Here is a 21,972-nt window from a genome sequence, read left to right as displayed (position 1 = left end):
GGAAACCGCGCATTATAGACTGCGTGCCGACTCTTTCGACTTGCCCGTTTCCCAACGTCCTCCGCCATGACTCCGCTCCAGGCCGCCTCTTCCGCCACGGCCCCGTATCGCAGCAAGACGCTCGCGGTCTGGCTGGCGGTGCTCTTCGGCACGCTGGGCCTGCATCGCCTATATGTGCGCGGCTTCGGCGATGTCTGGGGCTGGTTGCAGCCGCTGCCCACGGCGCTGGGCATCATCGGCCTGCACAGGCACCTCACCTTGGGCCAGGACGACCGCCTGTCGTGGCTGCTGCTGCCGCTTTTGGGGCTGAGCATCTCGGCCGCCATGCTCACGGCCATCGTGTGGGCACTGACGCCCGACGAGCGCTGGGACGAGCGCCACAACCCGGGCCGCGCGGGCACCGGCACCGGCTGGGGACCGGTGATCGGGGCGATCCTTGCGATGCTGTTGGGCGGCGGCATCCTCATGGGCACCATCGCCTACAGCGGCCAGCGCTTCTTCGAGTCGCAACTGCGCGTCGGCGCGCCCGCCTTCACAAGCTACGGCTGAGCCCCGGGTGGGCTGCGGGTCAGCGGCTCGATGGCCTGCCCCGCCGTTGCGGCGCGCCAGCCGGACAGCCCGCCCAGCGCCGGGTGCGACAGCGCTGGAGCCAGCTCGAGCAAGGGCTCGAGCACGAAGGCGCGCAGGTGCAGGCGCGGGTGCGGCACGCTCAGGCTGGGGGTGTCGATGACCCGGTCGCCGACAAGCAGCAGGTCAAGATCGAGCGTGCGCGGCGCATGGCGGTAGGGGCGCTGGCGGTCATGGAGCGCCTCGATGGCTTGCAGCTCCTGCAGCAGCGCCGCGGGCTCGAGCATGGTGCGCAGCTCGGCCACGGCGTTGACGAAGTCCGGGCCCCCGGCGTCGATCGGCGCGCTGCGGTACAGCGACGAACGCGCGATCACCTGCGTACCCGGCAGTGCGGCCAGCTCGTCGAAAGCCAGCCGCACCGTGGCTGCCGCGTCGCCGAGGTTGGCGCCCAGGCCGACGAACACCCGTTCCAGGTTCATCCCGCAGCTGGCGGGCCCCCGGCACCCCCGCCGCCATCCGGCCGCGGGCCGCGGCGGCGCCGGCGGCGGCGCTTGCGGGGCGCCTCGGCCTCACCCTCGGCACCCGCGCCGGCGCCGTGCTCGGGGGCGTCGTCCTCGGCCTCGTCGTCACTGCTCGCGCCCCCGGAGGAGGACACCGGCGCCGCCGCGACACGGCGCCCACGCGGCGGGCCGCCGGCGGGCTTCGCGTCGGCCAGCAGCGCCTCGCGCTCGTCTTCGTTGCCAAGGTGGAAGTCCTCCCACCAGTCGGCGAGTTCGCTGCTGGCCTCCCGCGCGTCGGCACGCAGGCGCAGGAAGTCGTAGCCGGCGCGGAAGCGCGGCTGCGCGACCAGACCCGCCGCGCCGCTGGGCGTGCGGCGATCGAAGCGTGGCTGCATCAGCCAGATCTCGCGCATGTCGGCCGCCAGCTTGCCGCGGCCGGAGATGTCGCCGATGCGGGCATCGAACACCGCGTCCACGGCCTGCTGCAGCGCCGGGAAGGGGGTCTCGCCCTGGGCCATGAGCGCCGTCCAGCGATCCTTCACGTCATGCCACAGCAGGCAGGCCAGAAGGAAGCTCGGCGCCACCGCCCTCCCCTCGGCCACGCGGCGGTCGGTGTCTTCAAGCGCCAGCCGCACGAAGGTCTCGCGCGCCGCGCTGCTGCCCGACAACGCCGCCTCCAGCACCGGGAAGATCGGCGTGCCGCCGCCCACCAGTCCGAAACGCTTCATCTGCTCCAGGCTCGCCAACGCGTGGCCAGTCTGCAGCAGCTTGATCATCTCGTCGAACAGGCGCGAGATCGGCACGTTGGCCAACAGCGGCACCATGCCGCGCACCGGCGACTCGGTGGCCTTGTCGAGGCCGAAACCCAGCTTGGCCGCGAAGCGCACCACGCGCAGGATGCGCACTGGATCTTCGCGGTAACGCGTGGCCGGGTCGCCGATCATGCGCAGCACGCGGCCGCGCGCGTCGGCCAGGCCGCCGTGGTAGTCGACAACGGTCTGCGTCACCGCGTCGAAGTACATGGCGTTGATCGTGAAGTCGCGCCGCGCGGCGTCTTCGATCTGCGGGCCCCAGACGTTGTCGCGCAACACGCGGCCCTCGGCGTCGACAACGTGCTGCTTGTCGGCGATCTGCGTCTTGGCGGTCTTCTCGTTGCCCGCCACCTGCTCGGCCGCCGTGGCGTCGAGGTAGGCGCGGAAGGTGCTCACCTCGATGGTCTCGTGCTCGCGGCCGCGGCCGAAGACCACGTGCACGAGGCGGAAGCGCCGGCCGATGATGAAGGCGCGGCGGAACAGCGCCTTTACCTGCTCGGGCGTGGCGTCGGTGGCGACGTCGAAGTCCTTGGGGCGCAGGCCCACCAGCAGGTCGCGCACCGCGCCGCCCACGATGTAGGCCTCGTAGCCGGCGTCCTTCAGCGTGCGCACCACGCGCACGGCGTTGGCGTCGAGCAGCTTGGGGTCGATGCGGTGCTCGGCGGCGGCAATCTCGACACGCGCGCCCAGTGGGATGACCGGCGCGGCCGGGGTCGCTGCCGGCGCCGCCGCGGGCGCGTCGCCCTGGCCAAAGAGTCGCTGGATGAACTTCTTGATCATGTGAAAAGGTGGATGACGGGCCAGCCGCGCTCGGCTGCGATGCGCGCCAGGCTGGCGCCCGGGTTGGTGGCCACCGGGTGGCTGGCAGCCTCCAGCAGCGGCAGGTCGTTCGTGGAATCGCTGTAGAAGGTGCAGCGTGGCGCGGCGGCGAGCGTGGTGCCCAGGCCGGCAAGCCAAGCCTGCACGCGCACGATCTTGCCCTCTCGGAACGCGGGCGTGCCCGCGACGCGGCCGGTCACGCGGCCGTCAGAGTCACGTTCCAGTTCGGTGGCGATCAGTGTGTCGAAGCCGAAAAGGGCAGCGATCGGCCGCGTGACAAATTCGTTGGTGGCCGTCACCAGCGCCAGGCGTTCGCCGGCGTCGCGGTGGCGGTTCACCAACTCAAGCGCTGCTGGATGCAGCATCGGCTTGACCACGTCGCAGACGAACTCGTCGAGCACACGCTGCTGTTCAGCCATGGGCCGCGCGCGCCATGCCGAGGTGGCGAAGTCGACATAAGCCGCCATGTCGAGCCGGCCCTCGAGGTAGTCGGCGTAGAAGCGGTCATTGGCGCGGCGGAAGGTGTCGTCCGATACCCATCCGCGCTGCACGAGGTACTCGCCGAAGGCGTGGTCGCTGTCGCGCGGCAGCAGCGTGCCGTCGAGATCGAACAGCGCGAGCGCGGGTGTCGTCATCCCCCAGCCTCCGGCACGCCTTCTTCCGCCAGCATCTGCCGAACCAGCGGCAAGGTGACACGCCGGCCCATGGCAAGGCCGAACCCGTCCAGCCGGTCCAGCGCCCCCATCAGGTGGCCAAGGTCGCGCGGCAGTCGCGCCAGCAGATAGTCCATCACGTCGTCAGGCAGGAAGATGCCTCGGTGGTCGGCCTCGCGCCGGAGTGCCGAGCGGGTCGCGGCGTCGTCCAGCGGCTCCAACGAGAACACGTGGCCCCAGCCCAAACGCGTGCGCAAATCGTCGCGCAGCGCCAGGTCGACCGGGGGCAGGCGACCGGCGGCCAGCCATTGCACGCCCTGGGCCGAAGCGGCCTCGAACAGCGCGAACGCGGCGTGCTGCGCAGCCGGCTCCAGTTGCTCGCAACGGTCCACCACCACCAGCGCCCAGTGCGGCTGCAGCGTCCAGGGCTCGGGGTCGGCAGCGTCGAACCAAGCCGCTGTCTGCCCCGTGGCCAGGCAGCGGGCCGCAAGGGCCTGCATCAGGTGCGTCTTGCCGCTGGCCGCGGGGCCCCAGAGGTAGACCGGGGCCGCGGGCCACGACAGCGAGGCCAGGTGCTGCACAGCCGCGGCATTGACGCCAGGCACGAAGTTGTCGAATGAGGGCCGCGACGAAGGCCCGATGGCCAGGGGAATCTGCTTCATGAGGACATCAGGACGCCGCCTGCCAAGCCGCCAGGTGGCGCGCCAGCGCGGCCGCGTCGTCGGCGTCGGGGCATTGGTGGAGATAGATGGACAGTGCCGCCGCGGCCTCGCGGCGGGCACCGAGCTCGGCCAGCGCCAGCGCGTGATCGCGGCGCTCGGCCCAATCCTGAGGAAGGAGGATCACCAGGCGAGCCAGCACGCGCTCCAGCCGCCGCCAGTCGGCGTGGGCGTGGTGGATTTCTTTCAGGTTGCGAAGCATGCGCGCGACGATGTCGCGCGGCGCCGCAGCCACGAGAAACAGTCCCAGGGGCATCTCGTGATCGCCCAGTCGGCGGCGGAACGGCGCCAGACGTTGTTCAAGTTCGTCGCGTGAGAGCGAATGGCCGCTGAAGGGATCGACGATCACCTCGCCGGGCGGCAGCGAAACCTTGACGAGGAAGTGTCCGGGGAAAGAGATGCCGCGCACCTTGAGCCCCGCCTGCGCGCCGATCTCCTGGTACAGCACGGCCAGCGAGATGGGAATGCCGCGGCGAGTGGCCAGCACGGCGGGAATCAGGCTGTTGCGGCGATCGTGATAGTCGTTGACGTTGCCGCCGAAGCCCAGCTCGTCGAAGAAGCAGCGGTTGAGCAGCCGCAGGCGCTGCAGTGGCGCCGCGTCGGCGGGCAGGCGGGCCTTCACGCGCTGCGCCAAGCCGTCGACCTCGGCCAACACACCCTGGACGTCGAGGCCCGGGTCGTCATCCTGGGCCAGCGAGACGGCCGCCTCCAGCAGCGGAAAGTCCTCGTCGCTGGCCACCAATGAGGCGAAGTACGCCAGCGGCGTGACGTCGTGGGCGAGGGGCAGCTGCATGGGGCGAACGGGGGTCGGGCCAGTGTAGGTCAGGCCCGGCGCAGGAAGTCCCGCGGGCGCAGTCCCAGCAGCAGCAGCGTCGCGCCGTACAACATCGTCACGCCACCCAGCACCGCCGCCACGGCACCGGCACGCTGAGCCCACTGCGCCTGCAACCCGATCCAGTCCACCGCACCCGCGGCCCAGGCCAGGGCGGCACCCAGCACCACGTTGGCCACCAGCACCTGGAGCGCGAAACGGCGCCAGCCCGGCTGCGGCTGGAAGGCGCCTCGGCGCAGCAGTCCAGCCAGCAACAGCGCCGCGTTGATCCAGGCACCCAGGCCGATGGACAGTGCCAGCCCGGCATGGCCCAGCCAGGGCACCAGCACCAAGTTCAACAGCTGCGTGGCGATCAGCACGCCGATGGCGATCTTGACGGGGGTGCGGATGTCCTGCCGCGCGTAGAAGGCAGGCGCCAGCACCTTGATCGCGACGATGCCCAGCAGGCCTGCGCCGTAACCCTGCAGGGCCTGTACGGTCATGTGAACGTCTTCGGCGTCGAAGCGGCCGTAGTGGTACAGCACCGCCACCAAGGCCTGCGGAAACAGCAGAAGCGCCAGTGCGCAGGGCACCGTCAACAGCAGCACGAGGCGCAGTCCCCAATCGAGCATGGCCGAAAAGGCGAGGCGGTCGTCGCGGGCCTGCGCCGCGGTCAGCTGCGGCAACAGCACGACACCCAGTGCCACACCGAGAAGCCCCGTCGGGAACTCCATCAGCCGATCGGCGTAGGTCAGCCAGGAGACGGCGCCCACGGCCACATGCGTCGCGATCTGCGTGTTGATGAGCAGCGAGATCTGCGCCACGGACACCCCCAGAAGTGCCGGTGCCATCTGCCGCAGCACCTGGCGCACGCCAGGGTGACGCCAAGCCGCCGCGATGCCCGAGGGCCTACCCGCCAGGCGCGGCAGCATGCCCAGGCGCGTGAGCGCCCAGAGCATGGCGCCGAGCTGCAGCACGCCGCCGAGCATGACGCCTCCGGCCAGGGCGTAGACGGGCTCGATGCCCTGACGCTCGAACCAGGGCGCGCCCCACCAGGCGGCGCCGATCACGCTGAGGTTCAGCAGCACCGGCGTGGCCGCAGGCACGGCGAAGCGCTTCCAGGTGTTCAGCACGCCGGCTGCCAGCGCCACCAGCGACATGAAGCCGATGTAAGGGAACATCCAGCGCGTCAGCACCACGGCCGTGTCGAAACGTTCAAGGCCGGAACCCATCAGCCACACCAGCAAGGGCGCGCCGATCACGCCCAGCGCGCACGTGGCCAGAAGCGCCCAGGCCAACACCGTGGCCACGGCGTCGAGCAGCGTGCGAGTGGCGGCGTCGCCATCGCGCTCGCGCGTGGCGGCCAGGATGGGCACGAAGGCCTGCGAAAAGGCGCCCTCGGCAAACAGGCGCCGGAACAGGTTGGGAATGCGAAACGCGACGTTGAACGCGTCCGTCACGGCGCCGGCGCCGAAGGTGGCGGCCATCAACTGCTCCCGCACGAGCCCCGACACCCGCGACAGCAGGGTCAGCAGCGAGACGGTGGAGGCGGCCCGGAGGAGGTTCACCAGGGTCAAGAAGTCAAACGCCGCAGTATAGACACGCCTGCCCACCGTCCTGGACGCCTCCCCGGGGCCGTGCTACACTCGACGGTCTTTGCATCCCGCCAACCCCGTCATTTCAAACAGTGTTCATGGCCACCTCGTCCAAAGCCAAGAAGAAGACCGTCCGCATCGCCTCGGGCCGCAAGCGCGTGCGGCAGGATGTCAAGATCAACGCCGCCAACACCTCGCTGCGTTCACATTTCCGCACGGTGGTCAAGAACGTGCAGAAGGCCGTGCTGGGTGGTGACAAGGCCAAGGCCGGTGACAGCTTCAAGCTTGCGCAGAGCGTGATCGATTCGGTGGCCGACAAGGGCGTTTTCCACAAGAACAAGGCCGCGCGCCTGAAGAGCCGTCTGGCCGCCAAGGTCAAGGCGCTCGCGTTGGCCGCCTGAGGCCGTCGCCTCTCCTCCGAAAGGGCCCTGCGCGGGCCCTTTTTTGTTGCCCTCACGCCGCTCAGGTCGGCTCGAGCTCGCTGACCCGCAGCTGGTTGTCGCGGGCGAAGTTCATGACGAACTCCCAGGCCATGGGCTCGATGTCGCGCAGCGCCTCGTTCACCAGCACGCATTTCACGCCGCTCACCACCTGCGGCACGCAATAGGGCGAGTAGCCGATGTAGGCACCGATGCCGCCCCCGCCACCGCCGGGGCGGAAGCTGCTCATTGCGCCGGCCAGGCGCTCGGCCCAGTCGCTGGGGCGGAAGGTGCGCCCCTCAAGCGTGATGCCGTGGATGTGGAACTGACGGGGCTTCTGGAAAGTCATCGCGAACCGCGCAGGCCGTCGGGGCCGCCGGCTGCAGGCCCGCATTGTGCCTTGCCTGCTGCGATGCAACATCGGCATGGTTGCGCGCCGCGGTACCGCGGGGCCGCCGCCTAGAATCGGGCGCTCACTCACCCAGGAGCGCCACGCGATGAACGCCCCCGAGCCCGCGGTCACCCGGCCCATGCCGCATGTGATGAACACCTACGGCCGCCTGCCGATGGCGTTGTCGCACGGCCGAGGCTGCTGGGTCTGGGACACCGAGGGCAAGCGCTACCTCGACGCCCTGGGCGGCATCGCCGTCAACACGCTGGGTCACGCCCACCCCAAGCTGGTGCCGGCTCTGCAGGACCAGGTCGCGCGCCTGATCCACTGCTGCAATTACTACCAGATCCCGCTGCAGGAGCAGCTCGCCGCCAAGCTGTGCGAGCTGTCGGGCTTGAGCGCGGCCTTCTTCTGCAACTCGGGCCTCGAGGCCAACGAGGGCGCGCTGAAGATCGCACGCAAGTACGGGCACGACCGGGGCATCGCGCGACCCGAGGTCATCGTCTATGAGCGGGCTTTCCACGGGCGCAGCATCGCCACGCTGTCGGCCACCGGCAACCCGAAGATCCAGAAGGGTTTCGAGCCCCTGGTCGAGGGCTTCGTGCGTGTGCCGCTGAACGACCTCGCGGCCGTCGAGCAGGCGGCCGCGACGAACCCCAACGTGGTGGCCGTGTTCCTCGAGACCATCCAGGGCGAGGGTGGGATCAACCCCGCGCGCTGGGAGCATCTGCAGGGCCTGCGCCGCATCTGCGACGAGCGCGGCTGGCTGCTGATGCTCGACGAGGTGCAATGCGGCATCGGCCGCACCGGCAAGTGGTTCGCCCACCAGTGGGCCGGCATCCAGCCCGACGTGATGCCGCTGGCCAAGGGCCTGGGTTCGGGCGTGCCGGTGGGCGCCATCGTCGTGGGCCCCAAGGCGCTGAACGTGCTCGGGCCGGGCAACCACGGCACCACCTTCGGCGGCAACCCGCTGGCCATGCGCGCCGGCGTGGAGACGCTGCGCATCATGGAGGAGGACGGCATCCTGGCCAACGCCGCCGCCGTGGGCGAGGTGCTCACGGGCGCGCTTCGCCAGGGCCTGGCCGCCGAGATCGCCTCCGGCACCGTGAAGGACCTGCGCGGCGCCGGTCTGATGATCGGCCTGGAGCTCGACCGCCCCTGTGGCGTGCTGCTCGGCCGCGCCGCCGAGGCCGGGCTGATGATCAGCGTCACCGCCGACAGCGTCATCCGCCTCGTGCCGCCGCTCATCATGACCGCCGACGAGGCACGTCAGGTCGCCGCCATCCTGGTGCCGCTGGTGCGCGACTTCCTCGCCCACGGATGAAGGCGCCGATGAAGCCCGGCGCCTCGCTGATCCGCCACTACCTGCAGTTCAAGGATCTCCGCACCGAGGAGTACGCCTACCTGCTGGAGCGCGCCCGCATCATCAAGACGCGCTTCAAGAACTACGAGCGCTACGTGCCGCTGGTCGACCGCACGCTGGCCATGATCTTCGAGAAGGCCAGCACGCGCACGCGCGTCAGCTTCGAGGCCGGCATGTACCAGATGGGTGGCTCGGTCGTGCACCTGACGACGGGCGACAGCCAGCTCGGCCGCGCCGAGCCGGTGGAAGACAGCGCGCGCGTGATCAGCCGCATGGTCGACCTGGTGATGATCCGCACCTACGAACAGAGCAAGATCGAGCGCTTCGCGGCGCACTCCCGCGTGCCGGTGATCAACGGGCTCACCAACGAGTACCACCCGTGCCAGATCCTGGCCGACATCTTCACCTACATCGAGCACCGCGGCTCGATCGAAGGCAAGGTGGTGGCCTGGGTGGGCGACGGCAACAACATGGCCAACACCTGGCTGCAGGCGGCCGAGACCCTGGGCTTCACGGTGCACGTGAGCACGCCCAGCGGCTACGAGGTCGACCCCGCCGTGGCCGGCATCCGCGACACCGGCTGCTTCAAGGTCTTCAACCACCCGATGCAGGCCTGCGAGGGCGCGCACCTCGTCACCACCGACGTGTGGACGAGCATGGGCTACGAGGCCGAGAACGAAGAGCGCCGCAAGGCCTTCGTCGACTGGTGCGTCGACGAGGAGATGATGGCCGTGGCGCAGCCCGACGCGCTCTTCATGCACTGCCTGCCGGCGCACCGCGGCGAGGAAGTCACCGCCGAGGTGATCGACGGCCCGCAGAGCGTGGTCTGGGACGAGGCCGAGAACCGCATGCACGTGCAGAAGGCGCTGATGGAGTATCTGCTGCTCGGCCGGATCGGCTGATGGATCGGTCGTCGGTGGCCCCCAGCGCGGCGATGGACGCCACCGGGCTGCTGAGCCTGGCCGCCGACACCGCGCACGACCTGGCCGACGAGGCGGCGCTTCGGCGCGTCTACGCCACCGGCCCCGGCGACACCTCGCTGGCCAAGGTGGCCGATCACGTTCACCCGCTGTACCGGCCCTACATCGAGGCCTCCCCGTTTGCGGTGCTGGCCACCGTGGGTGAGGCGGGCCTGGACACCTCGCCACGCGGCGACGGCCCCGGCTTCGTGCGCGTGGCCGACGCGCACACGCTGCTGCTGCCCGATCGCCGCGGCAACCAGCGCATCGACAGCCTGCGCAACATCGCGCGCGATCCGCGCGTGGCGCTGCTGTTCCTGGTGCCCGGGCGCGGCGAGGCGCTGCGCGTGAACGGCACCGCGCGCATCAGCGCATCGCCGGCCCTGTGCGCAGCGCTGGCCGAAGGCGACAAGCCGGCGCACAGCGTGCTGGTGGTGCGCGTGAGCTCGGTGTTCTTCCAGTGCGCGAGGGCCATCCAGCGCTCGGCGCTCTGGGACGCCTCCCGGCACGTGGCACCGGGTGCCCTGCCCTCGCCCGGTGCCATCCTCCAAGCGCTGAGCGGCCAGCGCATCGACGGCGCCGCCTACGACGCCGAGCTGCCGGCACGGCAGGCCCGCACGCTGTACTGACTAGCTGCGCACGAAGGCCGTCACCAGCGGCGCATCGTCGAGCGCGCGGCTGCAGTGGCCGTGCACGGCGGGGTCGAACACCGCGCCCGGTGGCAGCGTGTCGGCCGAGTAGAAGTGCTGGCCGGGGCCGAACACACGCATGCTGCCGTCGGGCAGGCCGATTTCCATGCGGCCCTCCAGCACGAAGAGCCACTGCGGGCGTGTGGTGCAGTGCATGCTGCTGGCAAACCCGGCAGGGCTTCGCCGCAGCTGCAGGCCGCCGCTGGGCATGACGGCGCTCAGGCGCGACATCGACGTGCCCTCGGTGAGCGGCACCCGGCGTTCGACAAAGCGCGCGCGCCCGTCGGGCCCGGTTTCGAGAATGACCTGGGTGAAGGTGTCGGCGGCGGTGTCCATGCCGGCGATGCTAGGAGTGTGGGCGGCAGAAATCCAGCCCCGCGCCGGGGCGGCCAAAGCCACTGGCGTAGGCGCGTCGCGCAGCGCGGGCTTGACGCCCGCGCCAGCGGCGCAACACCCGCCAGCGGCTTTGGCCGCCCCGGCCCCTCGGGTTGGGCCGATTTCGGGGCCCATGCGGCGTTGCCACGCTGGCCCGGGCGCACAGCCCGGGCTGCGCGCGGCGCCTGGCCTGGGCCCCGAAGTCGGCCCAACGCGGGGCTGGATTTCTGCCGCCCACGCTCCTAGCGGCGGGCTTCAGCCGCCGATGCCGTCCCACAGCAGCTTCAGGCCCGCCACGGCCATGCCCACATAGGCCAGGCGGTAGAACCAGGTCGGGTCGGTGCGCTTGACGAGCCACACGCCCATCCACACCCCCAACGGCGCCAGCGGCAACAGCAGCAGCGACGTCGCCAGGTTGCGCAGATCCATCAGGCCCAGTGCCGCGTAGGGCACGAGCTTCGCCAGGTTGATGACCGCGAAGTACACCGCCATCGTTGCGCTCGCCACCACCGGCGCCAGCTTCAGCGGCAGCACGTAGGCCATCAGGGGCGGCCCACCCGCATGCGCCACGAAGCTGGTGAAGCCCGAGGTGGCACTGCACAGCGGCGCCGCCCAGGCCGGTGCCTGCGCGCCCCGACGTTGGATCGGCCACAGCAGCCGCTGCGCCAGGAACAGCAAGGTCATCGCGCCCAGCAGCCCGGCCACGGCGCGGTCGCTCAGCACGCCAAAGATCAGCGTGCCGACGCCGATGCCGACCACGCCCCAGGGCACGAGCCGACGCACCAGCGCACGGTCGCGGTGGCGCCACAGCTGCTGCAGGCCGGTGGCATCCATCGCGATGAGCAGCGGCAGCATCACCGCGGCGGCCTGTGGCGCCGGCACGGCCAGCGCCAGCATCGGCGTGGCCAGCGAGCCGAAGCCGCTGGCGAAGCCGCTCTTGGACAGCCCCGTGATCAGGACCGCCGGCACGGCCAGCGCATAGAAGAACGGGTCGGTGATGAAGGGCCAGGCCGATGGCATGCAGTGCGCGGGCGAAAGCGCCGCATTGTGAAGGTGCCGGGCCCAAGGCGCTGGCTGTCATGGACAGGTTCGACGTCGTCGGGGGGCGGGGCGGCAGGCGCGGCGCATCGGCCTTGACCCCCGTCAAGCCCCTGCGGGTGGCTGTACCTCGGCGCCCAGCAGTGCGCGGCCCATCGCCTCGGCCACTTCGATGCCATCCACGCCGGCCGACATGATGCCGCCCGCGTAGCCGGCACCCTCGCCGGCCGGATACAGGCCGCGCACGTTGACGCTCTGGTAGTCCGGCCCACGCCGGATGCGCAGCGGCGACGAGGTGCGCGTCTCCACGCCCGTCAGCACAGCATCAGGCCGCGAGAACCCGGCGATCTGGCGCTCGAAGGCCGGAAGCGCCTCGCGGATGGCATCGAGCACGTAGCCCGGCAGGCTGGGCAGGCCCTGCGCCCCTAGGTCGGTGAGCGTGACGCCCGGCCTGTACGAAGGCTCGACCTCACCCAGGACGCGCGAGCGCTGGCGCTTGATGAAGTCGCCCAAGAGTTGCCCCGGGGCCTTGTAGCCGCCCTCACCCAACTCGAAGGCGCGGCTCTCCCAAATGCGCTGGAATGCGACGCCATCCAGCGGGTTCACGGGGCCGCGGCCGGGCGCCTGGCGGTAGTCTTCGGGGTTGATGCCCACCACGATGCCGGCGTTGGCGTTGCGTTCGGCACGGCTGTACTGGCTCATGCCGTTGGTGACCACGCGGCCTGGCTCGGAGGTCGCGGCCACCACGGTGCCGCCCGGGCACATGCAGAAGCTGTAGACGCTGCGGCCGTTCTTCGCGTGGTGCACGAGCTTGTAGTCGGCCGCGCCCAGGAGCGGGTGGCCGGCTCGGGGGCCGAAGCGCGCGCGGTCAATCAGGCCCTGCGGGTGCTCGACTCGGAAGCCCACCGAGAACGGCTTCGCCTCCAGGAACACGCCGCGCTGCTGCAACATCTCGAAGGTGTCGCGTGCACTGTGGCCCAGCGCCAGCACGAGGTGCTCGCAGTCGATCTGCTCGCCGCTGGCCAGCGTGAGGCCGCGCAGCGCGCCGGCCTCGATGTGCAGGTCGGTGACCTGCTGCTCGAAGCGGATGCTGCCGCCGAGGCGCTCGATCTCGGTGCGCATCTTCTCGATCATGCTCACCAGCCGGAAGGTGCCGACGTGCGGCTTGCTGACGACGAGGATCTCCTCCGGCGCGCCGGCCTTGACGAACTCGGTGAGCACCTTGCGCGTGAGGTGGCGCGGGTCGGAGATCTGACTCCAGAGCTTGCCGTCGCTGAAAGTGCCGGCGCCGCCCTCGCCAAACTGCACGTTGCTTGTGGGGTCGAGCACGCTGCGGCGCCACAGACCCCAGGTGTCCTGCGTGCGGCGGCGCACGTCCTTGCCGCGCTCCAGCACCAGCGGCGCCAGGCCCATCTGGGCCAGGATCAGCGCCGCGAACAGGCCGCAGGGGCCGAAGCCCACCACCACGGGCCGCAGGCGGCCCGCGCGCGAGCCCGGTGCGGCCTGGCCGACAACACGGTAGCGGGTGTCGGGTGCGGGGCGCAGGTGCGGGTCGCCCGCGGCGCGCGCCAGCATCGCCGGTTCGTCGACGCCGGGGGCGAGCGCAACGTCGAGCGTGTAGACGAGCTGGATGTCGGACTTGCGCCGCGCGTCGTAGCCGCGGCGGAAGACGTGGATGTCGCCGATCGACGCGTCGGGCAGCTTCAGCCGCGCCCGCACCGCCTCACGCAGCGCGGGCTCGGGGTGGTCGAGCGGCAGGCGGAGTTCGGTGATGCGCAGCATGGCGGCCCTCCGCGGGTGTTGGCCAAGCTCCCCCGCACGGATCCGGCTCCGCCGGGCCGCTGCGGGGCGGCCCCCTCGGGGGGTAGCGAGCGAGAGCGAGCTTGGGGGCTCGTTTACCCCCCCGACTTGGCGCGCTTGCCGGTGTTCTTCTTGCTGCGCGTGTGCGAGCCGCGCTCCAGGCTCACGCGCTGACCGCGGATGGTGGTGACGGTGACGCCCTTGGGCGCCACGGGGCGCGGCGTGGCCTTGCGGTCGGCTTCGGTGACGATCTTGTTGCCCATGGCGGTCTGGCTCCAGTGAGTGGCGGACAAAGCCCACGATTAGGCCACAAAGCCGCCGCCCAGGAGGCCGACGCCCCCTCAGTGCGTGGGAACCGTGGCCGGCCGCTCAAGGGCGGCGAAAAGCGTCACCGCCAGCTCCCGCAGTGGGTCCAGGTCGCTGGCGTGCGCCTGTGCCAGCACGTCGAGCGCGTAGACGCGGTCCACGCACAGCCGGGGCAGGCTCACCCGTCGGCCGTCCAGCGCCATCCAGGTGCTCAGCTCACGCAGCAGTTCCAGCCGCACCGGGGCCCACAGCGGCACCAGCGGGGCGGCGACCATCGAACAATCGGGAGAGGCGTGGGCTTGCATCGGGCTCCTCGGCTGCCGGCGGGACCGCCGGCCTTGGAAGCACAGTCTCCGTGCACCGGAGTCGGCCCGAAACCCGAAAGCAAGGGGCAAACCGGCCCGTTCTCCGGCGTGCAGGCACCCGGCCTCAGGTCTTGGGCAGCGTCACCCCGCGTTGCCCCTGGTACTTGCCGCCACGGTCCTTGTAGCTGGTCTCGCAGACCTCGTCGCTCTCGAAGAAGAGCACCTGCGCACAACCTTCGCCCGCGTAGATCTTGGCCGGCAGCGGCGTGGTGTTGCTGAACTCCAGCGTCACGTAGCCCTCCCACTCGGGTTCAAAAGGGGTGACGTTGACGATGATCCCGCAGCGCGCGTAGGTGCTCTTGCCCAGGCAGATGGTCAGCACGTTGCGCGGGATGCGGAAGTACTCCACCGTGCGCGCCAGCGCAAAGCTGTTGGGCGGGATGATGCACACCGGCGCCTCGATGTCGACGAAGCTCTTCTCGTCGAAGTTCTTCGGGTCCACCACCGTGCTGTGGATGTTGGTGAAGACCTTGAACTCGGGCGCGCAGCGGATGTCGTAGCCGTAGCTGCTGGTGCCGTAGCTCACGATCTTGTGGCCGTCGGCGGCAAAGCGCACCTGGCCTGGCTCGAAGGGGTCGATCATGCCGTGCTGCTCCGCCATGCGGCGGATCCACTTGTCGCTCTTGATGCTCAAGACGCTCCCCCAGGATGTTGCCGCGGATTCTAGGAGCGGGCCCCGCGCGCTAGAGTCCGCCCATGACGCGGCCAAAGCCGCGAGGAGTGCCCCCACCATGGCCAGCCCCTTCCGCCCCGCCCTGACGCTGCTCGCCCAGTACGCCGACTACCACCGCGACCGCCGCAACATCGCTACGCATCTCGTCGGCGTGCCGATGATCATGTTCGGCGCCCTGGTGCTGCTGTCGCGCCCTGGCTTCGAACTCGCAGGCCTGGCGCTGTCGCCGGCCTGGCTGCTGCTGGCGGTGGTGATCGCCTGGACGCTGAGCCGCGGCGAGCTGGCCCTGGGCCTGCTCACGAGCGCCGTTTGGGTGGCGCTGGCCGCGGCGGCTCACGCCCTCGAGGGCGTCTGGTGGGCCTGGGGCCTGGGCTTCTTCGCCTTGGGCTGGGTGATCCAGTTTGTGGGTCACTACTACGAGGGCCGCAAGCCGGCCTTCGTCGACGATCTGGTGGGCCTGTTCGTGGCGCCGATGTTCGTGCTGCTGGAACTGCTCGCGCCGGCCGGCTTCTTCAAGGGCCTGATGGCCGAGGTCGAGCGCATCGCCGGCCCGACACTGCTGCGCGACCTGGCGCACCCGGCCACGCGCTGATTCCGCCATCGATGACGGCGCCGCCGCGCGAGGCGATCACCGGTCTCGTGCTCTGCGGTGGTCTGGGACGCCGCATGGGCGGTGTCGAGAAGGCCTTGCTGCCCTGGATGGGCGGCACGCTGCTCCACGCCGTGCTGGCGCGGCTGGAGCCCCAGGTGGCCGCCGTCGCCCTGAACGCCAATCGCGCCTTCGATCGCTACGCCGCGTTCGGCCGACCGATATGGCGCGACGAGACGACGGCCCAGCTCGGCCCGCTGGCCGGCTGGCTGGCCGGCCTGCAGCGCGCACCCACCGAGTGGCTGCTGAGCGTGCCCTGCGACACCCCCCGGTTTCCCGCCGATCTGGCCGCCCGACTGGCCGCCACGGTGGGCAGGGCACCGCTGGCCATCGCCGCCACCGCCGACGGCCCGCAACCGGTGTTCGCGCTGCTCCACCGCCGCCTGGCTGCGCCGCTGGCCGCCGCGCTGGCACTGGGCGAACGCGGCGTGGCGCGCTTCGCCCACGCCCAGGGTGCGGCCGTGGTGGTGTTCGATGACGCGCCGGCCTTCGCCGACGCCGACACGCCCGACGACCTGGCCCGCCTGCAGCCGGCCGCGGGCTGATCAGCCGCGCTGGACGGCGAGCCGGCCGCGCGCTCCGAGCAAACTCTGCTCGAGCAGCTTCGTGGCCGCGTAAACGGCGTCGATCGTGGGCGTGGCCACGCCGGCGATCTGGCCGAGCTCGACGACCGCGCCCACCAGCGCCTCAAGCTCCAGCTCGCGGCCGGCCTCGACGTCCTGCAGCATGCTCGTCTTGTGCGCGCCCACGGCCTCGGCACCGGCCAGCCGCTGCTCCAGCGTGATCTTGAAGCGAACACCCAGCATCTCGGCCACGGCCTGGCCCTCGGCCATCATGCGGCGCGCCAGCTCGCGCGTGGGCGCGAAGCGGCAGATGTCCTCCAGCGTGGCGTGGGTGAGCGCGCTGATCGGGTTGAAGCTCAGGTTGCCCCAGAGCTTGATCCAGAGCTCGCTGCGGATGTCGCGCGACACCGGCGCCTTGAAGCCGGCCTTCATCAGCGCCTGGCTCAGCGCCTCCACGCGCGGCGTGCGCTCGTTGCTGGGCTCGCCCACGGTGAAGCGGTTGCCCTCGACGAGCTTCACGAGCCCGGGCGCCACCAGCTCGGCCGCGGGGTAGACCACGCTGCCGATCACGCGCTCGGCCGGGATGGCACGGGCAATGGCGCCATCGGGGTCCACCCGCGTGACCGCGCGGCCCTCGTGGGGGCCGCCCAGCGCATGGAAGTACCACCAGGGGACGCCGTTGACCATGCTCACGACCACCGTGTCGGGGCCGTACAGGGCCGGAAGCTCGTCGACCACCTCGCGCAGCTGGTGGGCCTTCAGCGTCAGAAACACCACGTCCTGCGGCCCGGCCTCGGTCATGCGCTCAAGGGCTCGCACGGTCCTGGCGTGTTCCTGCGTGCCGTCTTCGAGCACGAGGCGGAAGCCGTCGGCATTGATCGCCGCCAGGTTGCGCCGCCGCGCGATGAAGGTGACGTCCTCGCCGGCCAGCGCCAGCCTCGTGCCCAGATAGCCGCCGATGGCACCGGCGCCCACGACCGTGATCTTCATGTTCCTGGGATCTCCTTGGCCGTGTTCAACCACCGGCCGCCAGCTCGCGCGCGCGAAGCATCGACTTCGCCTTGCCCCACAGCGGCCACAGCAGCAGCACCATGGCCAGCGCGAAGATGCTGCCCACCAGGCCGTTGCTCCAGAAGATCGACAGCGAGCCCTGTGACAGCAGCATGGCCTGCCGGAAGCTGGCCTCGGCCATGTCGCCCAGCACCAGGGCCAGCACCAGCGGCGCCAGCGGGTACTTGAGCTTCTTGAAGAAGTAGCCCAGCACGCCAAAGACCAGCATGCTCCAGACATCGAACATCGAGCTGTTGACGGTGTAGGCGCCGATGGCGCAGATGACGATGATCACCGGCGCGATCACCGCGAACGGGATGCGCAGGATGGCCGCCCACCAGGGCACGGTGGTCAGCACGACGATCAGGCCTACGATGTTGCCCAGGTACATGCTGGCAATCAGGCCCCAGACGAAATCCTTCTGCTCAACGAAAAGCATGGGCCCGGGCTGCAGACCCCAGATCAGCAGCCCGCCCAGAAGCACCGCCGCGGTGGGCGAGCCGGGGATGCCCAAGGTGAGCATGGGCAGCAACGCACTGGTGCCGGCGGCGTGCGCCGCGGTCTCGGGCGCGATCACGCCCTCGATGTCGCCCTTGCCGAAGCCCTGCGGGTTCTTGCTGAAGCGGCGCGCCATGCCGTAGCTCATGAACGAGGCCGGCGTCGCACCACCCGGCGTGATGCCCATCCAGCAGCCCACCGCCGTGCTGCGCAGGAAGGTCTTCCAGTAGCGCAGCATGCCCTTCCAGGTCTCGAGCACCTCGCCGAAGCGGATCTTGGCGCTTTTGCCCTTGAAGGCCAGGCCCTCTTCCATCGTGAGCAGGATCTCGCCGATGCCGAACAGGCCGATCACCGCGATCAGGAAGTCGAAGCCCTTGAGCAGCTCGGTCTGGCCGAAGGTCATGCGCAGCTGACCCGTCACGGCGTCCATACCCACGGCGGCCAGCGCGAAGCCCAGCATCATGGCCGCCAGCACCTTGGCCGCGGGCTCCTTGCTCATGCCGACGAAGCTGCAGAACGTGAGCAGCTGCACCGCGAAGAACTCCGCCGGCCCGAACTTCAGCGCGAACTGCGCCAGCAGCGGTGCCAGCAGCGTGATCAGCACCACCGCCAGCAGCGCGCCGACGAAGCTGCTGGTGAAGGCCGCGGTCAGTGCCTGCGCCGCCCTGCCCTGCTGCGCCATCGGGTGGCCGTCGAAGGTGGTGGCCACGCTCCAGGGCTCGCCTGGGATGTTGAACAGGATGGACGTGATGGCGCCGCCGAACAAGGCTCCCCAGTAGATGCAGCTCAGCATGATGATTGCCGAGGTGGGGTTCATGCCGAAGGTCAGCGGCAGCAGGATGGCGATGCCGTTGGCGCCGCCCAGCCCGGGCAGCACGCCGATCAGCACCCCGAGGGTGATGCCGATCAGCATGAAGCCCAGGTTGGGCAGCGTGGCGGCCACGGCGAAGCCGTTCGCGAGGTTCGCGAGTTCTTGCATCGGGCGCTTTCTGGAAGGTTGGGACGGAAACGATCAGAGGCCCAGGAGCCGCTCAAGCGGCCCCTTGGCCAGCGGCACCAGAAACCAGCGCTCGAACACGATGAAGAACACCAGCGGCACGCCCACGGCCACGGGCACGGTGAGCACCCAACGGTAGCGACCGTGCCGCGCCATGAAGTAGCCGATCAGCAGCGCCGAGGCGAGGTAGATGCCCAGCACCTGGATCAGCGCCACGTACACGACGATGGGCCACAACATGGCCCAGACGAGGGCCGCCTGCTCGCGCGTGCAGAAAGCCTCACCGCGGCGGGCTCGCCAGCGCAGCAACTGGCTCATCAGGACCCAGCCGCTGCTGACGATGAGGATGAGGCCGACGTAGAAGGGAAAGTAGCCAGACTGCGGCCCTTCGTCAGCCCAGCCGATGCCGACGCGAAGACTGTCGGCCACGACCACACTGCCGACGCACAGCAGCAGGACGGCCACCGCCACTTCAGGCCAGTGGGTGTCGATCTCCTTGGCGTTGTCCATCGGCCCGCTCACTGGGCCAGGAAGCCGGCTTCGCGCATCAGGACGCGGTGCTGCTGCTCGTTGCGGCCCAGCCAGTCGAAGAAGGCCTGGCCTGTCAGCGCGGTCTGGTTGAACGCGCCCTTCTCCATGAACTCCTTCCACTCGGGCAGCGCCCGGACCTTGGCGAAGAGGTCGAGGTAGAACTGCACCTGCGCGGGCGTGGCGCCGGGCGTGGTGAAGATGCCGCGCAGCATCAGGTACTCGGCCGGCAGCCCTGCGCTGGCGCAGGGCGGGATGTCTTTCCAGGCCATCGTTGCCGTCAGCTTGGTGCCGTACGGCATGGGCTTGCCGTCGAACACGCACAGCGGCCGCAGCTTGCCCGCCCGCCAGTGGCTCTCGGCCTCGATGGGGTTGTTCACCGTGCTGTCGATGTGCCGGCCCACCAGTTGGACGGCCACGTCACCACCGCCCTTGAACGGGATGTAGGTGATCTTCTTGCCGGCCGCCTTCTCGATCAGCACGGTGATGATCTGGTCTTCCTGCTTGCTGCCTGTCCCACCCATCTTCATCGCACGGTCAGCGCCGGCCCTGACGGCATCGACGTAGGCCTTGGCCGTCTGGTGCGGCGACTCGGCGTTGACCCAGAGCACGAACTGGTCCAGCGCCAGCATCTGCACCGGCGTGAGGTCGCGCCAGTTGAACGGCACACCCGTGGCCAGCGGCGTGGTGAACAGGTTCGACAGGGTGATGATGATCTTGTGCGGGTTGCCTTTGTCGTTCTTGACGTCGAGGAAGCCCTCCGCACCCGCACCCCCGGAGCGGTTGACGACGACGATGGGCTGCTTGCTCAGCGAGTGTTTGGCCACCACGCCCTGGATGAAGCGCGCCATCTGGTCGGCGCCTCCGCCGGTGCCGGCCGGCACCACGAACTCGATCGGTTTCGTCGGCTCCCAGGCCTTGGCGGCCGGGGTCGCGGCCCACAGCACGGCGGCGGCGAACAGGGGGGCGGTCAACCGCATCACGTGCGACACGAAGGTCGTGGGGATGTGTGCGGCGCCGGTCTTGCGAGGTGCGATACAGCTCATGTCGTCTCCTGGATTCAGAGGGAAGTCACATGGAAAAACTGCGGGGCACCACCTGGGCAGGCGGTGGGGCGACGATGACGGAACGGCGGATCAGGCGTGGGGCGGGTCTCCTGTCTGGTGGGGTTTGCGGGGCCGGGGCAGACTCAGCCGAGTCCCAGCTTGGCGGCCAGGCCGATGCGCTGCAGCTTGCCGGTCGCGCCCTTGGGGATCTCGTCCATGAAGAGGATCTTCTTCGGCACCTTGAAGTCGGCCGCGCGAGTGGCAACAAACGCCTGCAACTCGCGCTCGGTGGCCTGCGCATCCCCGCGCAGCACCACCACGGCGGCCACCTCCTCGCCGAGCTTGGGGTGCGGCATGCCGAAGCACACCACCTGGGCCACCGCGGCGTGGTCCATCAGGATCTCGTCGACCTCGCGCGGGCTGACCTTCTCGCCGCCGCGGTTGATGATCTCCTTCAGGCGCCCGGTGATGCTGAGGTAGCCCTCGGCGTCCATCTGGCCCTGGTCGCCGGTGCGGAACCAGCCGTTGACGAAGGCCTCGGCGTTGGCCTTGTCGTTGTTCAGGTAGCCAGGTGTGACGTTGGCGCCGCGGATGACGATCTCGCCCACCGCGCCGCGCGGCAGGATGCTGCCGTCTTCGCCCATGACGGCCACCTCGGGGCCGGCGGCCACACCCACGGTGCCGGGCTTGCGCGCGCGCGGCGGCAGCGGGTTGCTGGCCATCTGGTGCGTGGCCTCGGTCATGCCGTAGGACTCCACCAGCGGTGCACCGAACACCGCCTCGGCCTCCTTGATGACCTGTGGCGGCATGCTCGAGCTCGACGAACGCATGAAGCGCAACGGGTGCCGCGCGATCACGTCCTGGCTCTTGGAGGCACGCGAGAGGATGGCCTGGTGCATGGTGGGCACGGCAGTGAACCAAGTCGGCGCCGCCTCGTCCATCCAGCCGAAGAACTTGAGGGCGTTGAAGCCCGGCGTGCAGAACACGAAGGAGCCCGCCGACAGCGGCGCCAGCACCCCGGCAATGAGGCCGTGGATGTGGAACAGCGGCATGATGTTGAGCCCACGGTCGGCAGCCGTGAACCCGAGCGTGGCCGCGATGTTCTGTGCCGAAGCGGCCAGGTTGGCCTGGGTCAGCGGCACGATCTTCGGCCGTGACGTGGTGCCCGAGGTGTGCAGCACCATCGAGACGTCGGTGGCTTGTGCGTCGCCGCCACGCGCAACGGGCTCGCCCTGCGCAAGGTCGAGGTCGAAATCGCCTGCACCGCCGTCGGGGCGCGGCACCAGCTCGATCAGGCGCACACCCAGTTTCTGCGCCACCTCCATGGCCGGCGAGACGCTGCCGCGTTCCACGATCAGCGCCCTGGCCTGCAGGTCAGAGAGGTAGAACTCGAACTCGTCGGCCCGGTAGGCCGGGTTCAGCGGCGCACTCGTCACGCCGCTGGCGCAGGCCATGTAACAGGCCGCCATCTCCGGGCCATTGGGCAGCACGATCGCCACGGCGTCGTTGCGGCCGACGCCGGCACCATTGAGCGCTGCCAAGGTCCGCACGATCAGCGCGCGCAGTTCGCCGAAGCTCAGCGCCCGTCGCCCGGGCGCGCCAAGCGCGGGAGCCTCTTCGGAACCGGCGGCGAGCAGCGGTTTCAGGGCCTGGAGCATGGTGTGTCTGTATTTGTCTTGGACAGAAACCCATCATCTCAGGTGTACCCCGGCTCCGGGTTGCCCGGGCGCCACCTCTAAGGGTAAAAACTGATGTCCAGAACCCGCAGGTCCGGCGTTTCGGCGAGC

General features: G+C 70.1%; 25 protein-coding genes. 7 read left to right on the top strand and 18 right to left on the bottom strand.

Annotation, left to right across the window (positions count from 1 at the left end; all coding sequences use genetic code 11):
* Window positions 1-66 precede the first annotated feature (66 nt).
* Complete coding sequence (locus tag KA711_15965) at window positions 67-549, top strand: hypothetical protein (GenBank protein ID MCM0610465.1); 483 nt, start codon at window positions 67-69, stop codon at window positions 547-549.
* Here KA711_15965 and folK read toward each other — a convergent pair.
* Genes folK through murJ form a run of 6 tightly spaced genes read right to left on the bottom strand, consistent with a single transcriptional unit; the run spans window position 540 to window position 6,449 of the window.
* On the bottom strand, window positions 540-1,046 hold the full coding sequence (gene folK, locus KA711_15960) for a 2-amino-4-hydroxy-6-hydroxymethyldihydropteridine diphosphokinase (GenBank protein ID MCM0610464.1): 507 nt from the start codon (window positions 1,044-1,046) through the stop codon (window positions 540-542). The two genes, KA711_15965 and folK, sit on opposite strands and share 10 nt — an antisense overlap.
* Window positions 1,043-2,659, bottom strand: a complete 1,617-nt coding sequence (pcnB, locus tag KA711_15955; protein ID MCM0610463.1) for a polynucleotide adenylyltransferase PcnB — start codon at window positions 2,657-2,659, stop codon at window positions 1,043-1,045. The genes folK and pcnB overlap by 4 nt, the downstream gene beginning before the upstream one ends.
* The gene (locus KA711_15950) at window positions 2,656-3,333 is read right to left on the bottom strand and encodes an HAD family hydrolase (protein ID MCM0610462.1); all 678 of its coding nucleotides are present in this window, start codon (window positions 3,331-3,333) and stop codon (window positions 2,656-2,658) included. Before KA711_15950 ends, pcnB begins: the two co-directional genes overlap by 4 nt.
* Window positions 3,330-4,013, bottom strand: a complete 684-nt coding sequence (hda, locus tag KA711_15945; protein ID MCM0610461.1) for a DnaA regulatory inactivator Hda — start codon at window positions 4,011-4,013, stop codon at window positions 3,330-3,332. The genes KA711_15950 and hda overlap by 4 nt, the downstream gene beginning before the upstream one ends.
* A gap of 7 nt (window positions 4,014-4,020) precedes the next feature.
* Window positions 4,021-4,863, bottom strand: a complete 843-nt coding sequence (locus KA711_15940; GenBank protein MCM0610460.1) for a tetratricopeptide repeat protein — start codon at window positions 4,861-4,863, stop codon at window positions 4,021-4,023.
* Between the two features lie 29 nt (window positions 4,864-4,892).
* The gene (gene murJ / locus KA711_15935; GenBank protein MCM0610459.1) at window positions 4,893-6,449 is read right to left on the bottom strand and encodes a murein biosynthesis integral membrane protein MurJ; all 1,557 of its coding nucleotides are present in this window, start codon (window positions 6,447-6,449) and stop codon (window positions 4,893-4,895) included.
* 125 nt (window positions 6,450-6,574) lie between these two features.
* On the opposite strand from murJ, the gene rpsT reads away from it, so the two are divergent.
* Window positions 6,575-6,877: a 30S ribosomal protein S20 gene (gene rpsT, locus KA711_15930; protein MCM0610458.1), complete on the top strand. Its 303-nt coding sequence runs from the start codon at window positions 6,575-6,577 to the stop codon at window positions 6,875-6,877.
* Window positions 6,878-6,938: 61 nt separating this feature from the next.
* On the opposite strand, the gene KA711_15925 is transcribed toward rpsT, so the two are convergent.
* On the bottom strand, window positions 6,939-7,244 hold the full coding sequence (locus tag KA711_15925) for a DUF3579 domain-containing protein (GenBank protein MCM0610457.1): 306 nt from the start codon (window positions 7,242-7,244) through the stop codon (window positions 6,939-6,941).
* 148 nt (window positions 7,245-7,392) lie between these two features.
* Here KA711_15925 and KA711_15920 point away from each other — a divergent pair, with 148 nt between their 5' ends.
* From KA711_15920 to KA711_15910, 3 genes are read left to right on the top strand one after another with little or no spacing between them, the layout of a single operon-like run.
* Window positions 7,393-8,610: an aspartate aminotransferase family protein gene (locus KA711_15920; GenBank protein ID MCM0610456.1), complete on the top strand. Its 1,218-nt coding sequence runs from the start codon at window positions 7,393-7,395 to the stop codon at window positions 8,608-8,610.
* Between the two features lie 8 nt (window positions 8,611-8,618).
* Window positions 8,619-9,551 carry an ornithine carbamoyltransferase gene (gene argF / locus KA711_15915; protein MCM0610455.1) on the top strand — a complete coding sequence of 311 codons (933 nt, stop codon included), beginning with the start codon at window positions 8,619-8,621 and terminating at the stop codon, window positions 9,549-9,551.
* A gap of 32 nt (window positions 9,552-9,583) precedes the next feature.
* Window positions 9,584-10,237 (top strand): pyridoxamine 5'-phosphate oxidase family protein, encoded by a 654-nt coding sequence (locus tag KA711_15910; protein ID MCM0610454.1) that lies wholly within the window; start codon window positions 9,584-9,586, stop codon window positions 10,235-10,237.
* Here KA711_15910 and KA711_15905 read toward each other — a convergent pair whose 3' ends face one another.
* From KA711_15905 to KA711_15880, 6 genes are all read right to left on the bottom strand, one after another.
* Entirely contained in the window at window positions 10,238-10,633 is a 396-nt protein-coding gene (locus KA711_15905; GenBank protein MCM0610453.1) for a hypothetical protein, read from the bottom strand. It abuts the gene before it with no gap.
* Between the two features lie 294 nt (window positions 10,634-10,927).
* The gene (locus KA711_15900) at window positions 10,928-11,692 is read right to left on the bottom strand and encodes a sulfite exporter TauE/SafE family protein (protein ID MCM0610452.1); all 765 of its coding nucleotides are present in this window, start codon (window positions 11,690-11,692) and stop codon (window positions 10,928-10,930) included.
* A gap of 123 nt (window positions 11,693-11,815) precedes the next feature.
* The gene (locus KA711_15895) at window positions 11,816-13,492 is read right to left on the bottom strand and encodes a hypothetical protein (GenBank protein ID MCM0610451.1); all 1,677 of its coding nucleotides are present in this window, start codon (window positions 13,490-13,492) and stop codon (window positions 11,816-11,818) included.
* Between the two features lie 113 nt (window positions 13,493-13,605).
* Window positions 13,606-13,773, bottom strand: a complete 168-nt coding sequence (locus KA711_15890; GenBank protein ID MCM0610450.1) for a hypothetical protein — start codon at window positions 13,771-13,773, stop codon at window positions 13,606-13,608.
* A 78-nt stretch (window positions 13,774-13,851) separates the two neighbouring features.
* Entirely contained in the window at window positions 13,852-14,091 is a 240-nt protein-coding gene (locus tag KA711_15885) for a hypothetical protein (protein ID MCM0610449.1), read from the bottom strand.
* Between the two features lie 154 nt (window positions 14,092-14,245).
* Window positions 14,246-14,815: a dCTP deaminase gene (locus KA711_15880; GenBank protein MCM0610448.1), complete on the bottom strand. Its 570-nt coding sequence runs from the start codon at window positions 14,813-14,815 to the stop codon at window positions 14,246-14,248.
* Between the two features lie 97 nt (window positions 14,816-14,912).
* Here KA711_15880 and KA711_15875 point away from each other — a divergent pair, with 97 nt between their 5' ends.
* Both KA711_15875 and mobA read left to right on the top strand, forming a co-directional pair.
* Entirely contained in the window at window positions 14,913-15,446 is a 534-nt protein-coding gene (locus KA711_15875; GenBank protein ID MCM0610447.1) for a DUF962 domain-containing protein, read from the top strand.
* An 11-nt stretch (window positions 15,447-15,457) separates the two neighbouring features.
* Window positions 15,458-16,048 (top strand): molybdenum cofactor guanylyltransferase, encoded by a 591-nt coding sequence (gene mobA, locus KA711_15870; GenBank protein MCM0610446.1) that lies wholly within the window; start codon window positions 15,458-15,460, stop codon window positions 16,046-16,048.
* On the opposite strand, the gene KA711_15865 is transcribed toward mobA, so the two are convergent.
* The 5 genes from KA711_15865 to KA711_15845 all read right to left on the bottom strand — a co-directional run bounded on the left by KA711_15865 (window position 16,049) and on the right by KA711_15845 (window position 21,843).
* On the bottom strand, window positions 16,049-17,056 hold the full coding sequence (locus KA711_15865) for a 2-dehydropantoate 2-reductase (GenBank protein MCM0610445.1): 1,008 nt from the start codon (window positions 17,054-17,056) through the stop codon (window positions 16,049-16,051).
* Window positions 17,057-17,081: 25 nt separating this feature from the next.
* Window positions 17,082-18,593 carry a tripartite tricarboxylate transporter permease gene (locus KA711_15860; GenBank protein MCM0610444.1) on the bottom strand — a complete coding sequence of 504 codons (1,512 nt, stop codon included), beginning with the start codon at window positions 18,591-18,593 and terminating at the stop codon, window positions 17,082-17,084.
* A 33-nt stretch (window positions 18,594-18,626) separates the two neighbouring features.
* A complete protein-coding gene (locus tag KA711_15855) occupies window positions 18,627-19,121 on the bottom strand; it encodes a tripartite tricarboxylate transporter TctB family protein (GenBank protein MCM0610443.1) in 495 nt (164 codons plus the stop codon).
* Window positions 19,122-19,129: 8 nt separating this feature from the next.
* Window positions 19,130-20,119, bottom strand: coding sequence for a tripartite tricarboxylate transporter substrate binding protein (locus tag KA711_15850; GenBank protein ID MCM0610442.1), 990 nt, complete (start codon window positions 20,117-20,119; stop codon window positions 19,130-19,132).
* A 209-nt stretch (window positions 20,120-20,328) separates the two neighbouring features.
* Window positions 20,329-21,843 (bottom strand): AMP-binding protein, encoded by a 1,515-nt coding sequence (locus tag KA711_15845; protein ID MCM0610441.1) that lies wholly within the window; start codon window positions 21,841-21,843, stop codon window positions 20,329-20,331.
* Window positions 21,844-21,972 lie beyond the last annotated feature (129 nt).

The sequence above is a fragment of the Ideonella sp. WA131b genome (genome assembly GCA_023657425.1).
Taxonomy (GTDB): domain Bacteria; phylum Pseudomonadota; class Gammaproteobacteria; order Burkholderiales; family Burkholderiaceae_C; genus Rubrivivax.
Note: the sequence above shows the minus strand (reverse complement) of the source record. Positions and strands in the feature narration are given on the sequence as shown.

Coding starts and splice junctions, on each gene's coding strand:
- hda (MCM0610461.1), bottom strand. CDS start 4,013: ATGAAGCAGATTCCCCTGGCCATCGGGCCTTCGTCGCGGCCCTCATTC.
- argF (MCM0610455.1), top strand. CDS start 8,619: ATGAAGCCCGGCGCCTCGCTGATCCGCCACTACCTGCAGTTCAAGGAT.
- KA711_15895 (MCM0610451.1), bottom strand. CDS start 13,492: ATGCTGCGCATCACCGAACTCCGCCTGCCGCTCGACCACCCCGAGCCC.
- KA711_15925 (MCM0610457.1), bottom strand. CDS start 7,244: ATGACTTTCCAGAAGCCCCGTCAGTTCCACATCCACGGCATCACGCTT.
- mobA (MCM0610446.1), top strand. CDS start 15,458: ATGACGGCGCCGCCGCGCGAGGCGATCACCGGTCTCGTGCTCTGCGGT.
- KA711_15850 (MCM0610442.1), bottom strand. CDS start 20,119: ATGCGGTTGACCGCCCCCCTGTTCGCCGCCGCCGTGCTGTGGGCCGCG.
- KA711_15865 (MCM0610445.1), bottom strand. CDS start 17,056: ATGAAGATCACGGTCGTGGGCGCCGGTGCCATCGGCGGCTATCTGGGC.
- KA711_15885 (MCM0610449.1), bottom strand. CDS start 14,091: ATGGTCGCCGCCCCGCTGGTGCCGCTGTGGGCCCCGGTGCGGCTGGAA.
- pcnB (MCM0610463.1), bottom strand. CDS start 2,659: ATGATCAAGAAGTTCATCCAGCGACTCTTTGGCCAGGGCGACGCGCCC.
- KA711_15910 (MCM0610454.1), top strand. CDS start 9,584: ATGGACGCCACCGGGCTGCTGAGCCTGGCCGCCGACACCGCGCACGAC.
- KA711_15845 (MCM0610441.1), bottom strand. CDS start 21,843: ATGCTCCAGGCCCTGAAACCGCTGCTCGCCGCCGGTTCCGAAGAGGCT.
- KA711_15965 (MCM0610465.1), top strand. CDS start 67: ATGACTCCGCTCCAGGCCGCCTCTTCCGCCACGGCCCCGTATCGCAGC.
- rpsT (MCM0610458.1), top strand. CDS start 6,575: ATGGCCACCTCGTCCAAAGCCAAGAAGAAGACCGTCCGCATCGCCTCG.
- KA711_15900 (MCM0610452.1), bottom strand. CDS start 11,692: ATGCCATCGGCCTGGCCCTTCATCACCGACCCGTTCTTCTATGCGCTG.
- KA711_15940 (MCM0610460.1), bottom strand. CDS start 4,863: ATGCAGCTGCCCCTCGCCCACGACGTCACGCCGCTGGCGTACTTCGCC.
- KA711_15875 (MCM0610447.1), top strand. CDS start 14,913: ATGGCCAGCCCCTTCCGCCCCGCCCTGACGCTGCTCGCCCAGTACGCC.
- KA711_15905 (MCM0610453.1), bottom strand. CDS start 10,633: ATGGACACCGCCGCCGACACCTTCACCCAGGTCATTCTCGAAACCGGG.
- folK (MCM0610464.1), bottom strand. CDS start 1,046: ATGAACCTGGAACGGGTGTTCGTCGGCCTGGGCGCCAACCTCGGCGAC.
- KA711_15855 (MCM0610443.1), bottom strand. CDS start 19,121: ATGGACAACGCCAAGGAGATCGACACCCACTGGCCTGAAGTGGCGGTG.
- KA711_15890 (MCM0610450.1), bottom strand. CDS start 13,773: ATGGGCAACAAGATCGTCACCGAAGCCGACCGCAAGGCCACGCCGCGC.
- KA711_15950 (MCM0610462.1), bottom strand. CDS start 3,333: ATGACGACACCCGCGCTCGCGCTGTTCGATCTCGACGGCACGCTGCTG.
- KA711_15920 (MCM0610456.1), top strand. CDS start 7,393: ATGAACGCCCCCGAGCCCGCGGTCACCCGGCCCATGCCGCATGTGATG.
- KA711_15860 (MCM0610444.1), bottom strand. CDS start 18,593: ATGCAAGAACTCGCGAACCTCGCGAACGGCTTCGCCGTGGCCGCCACG.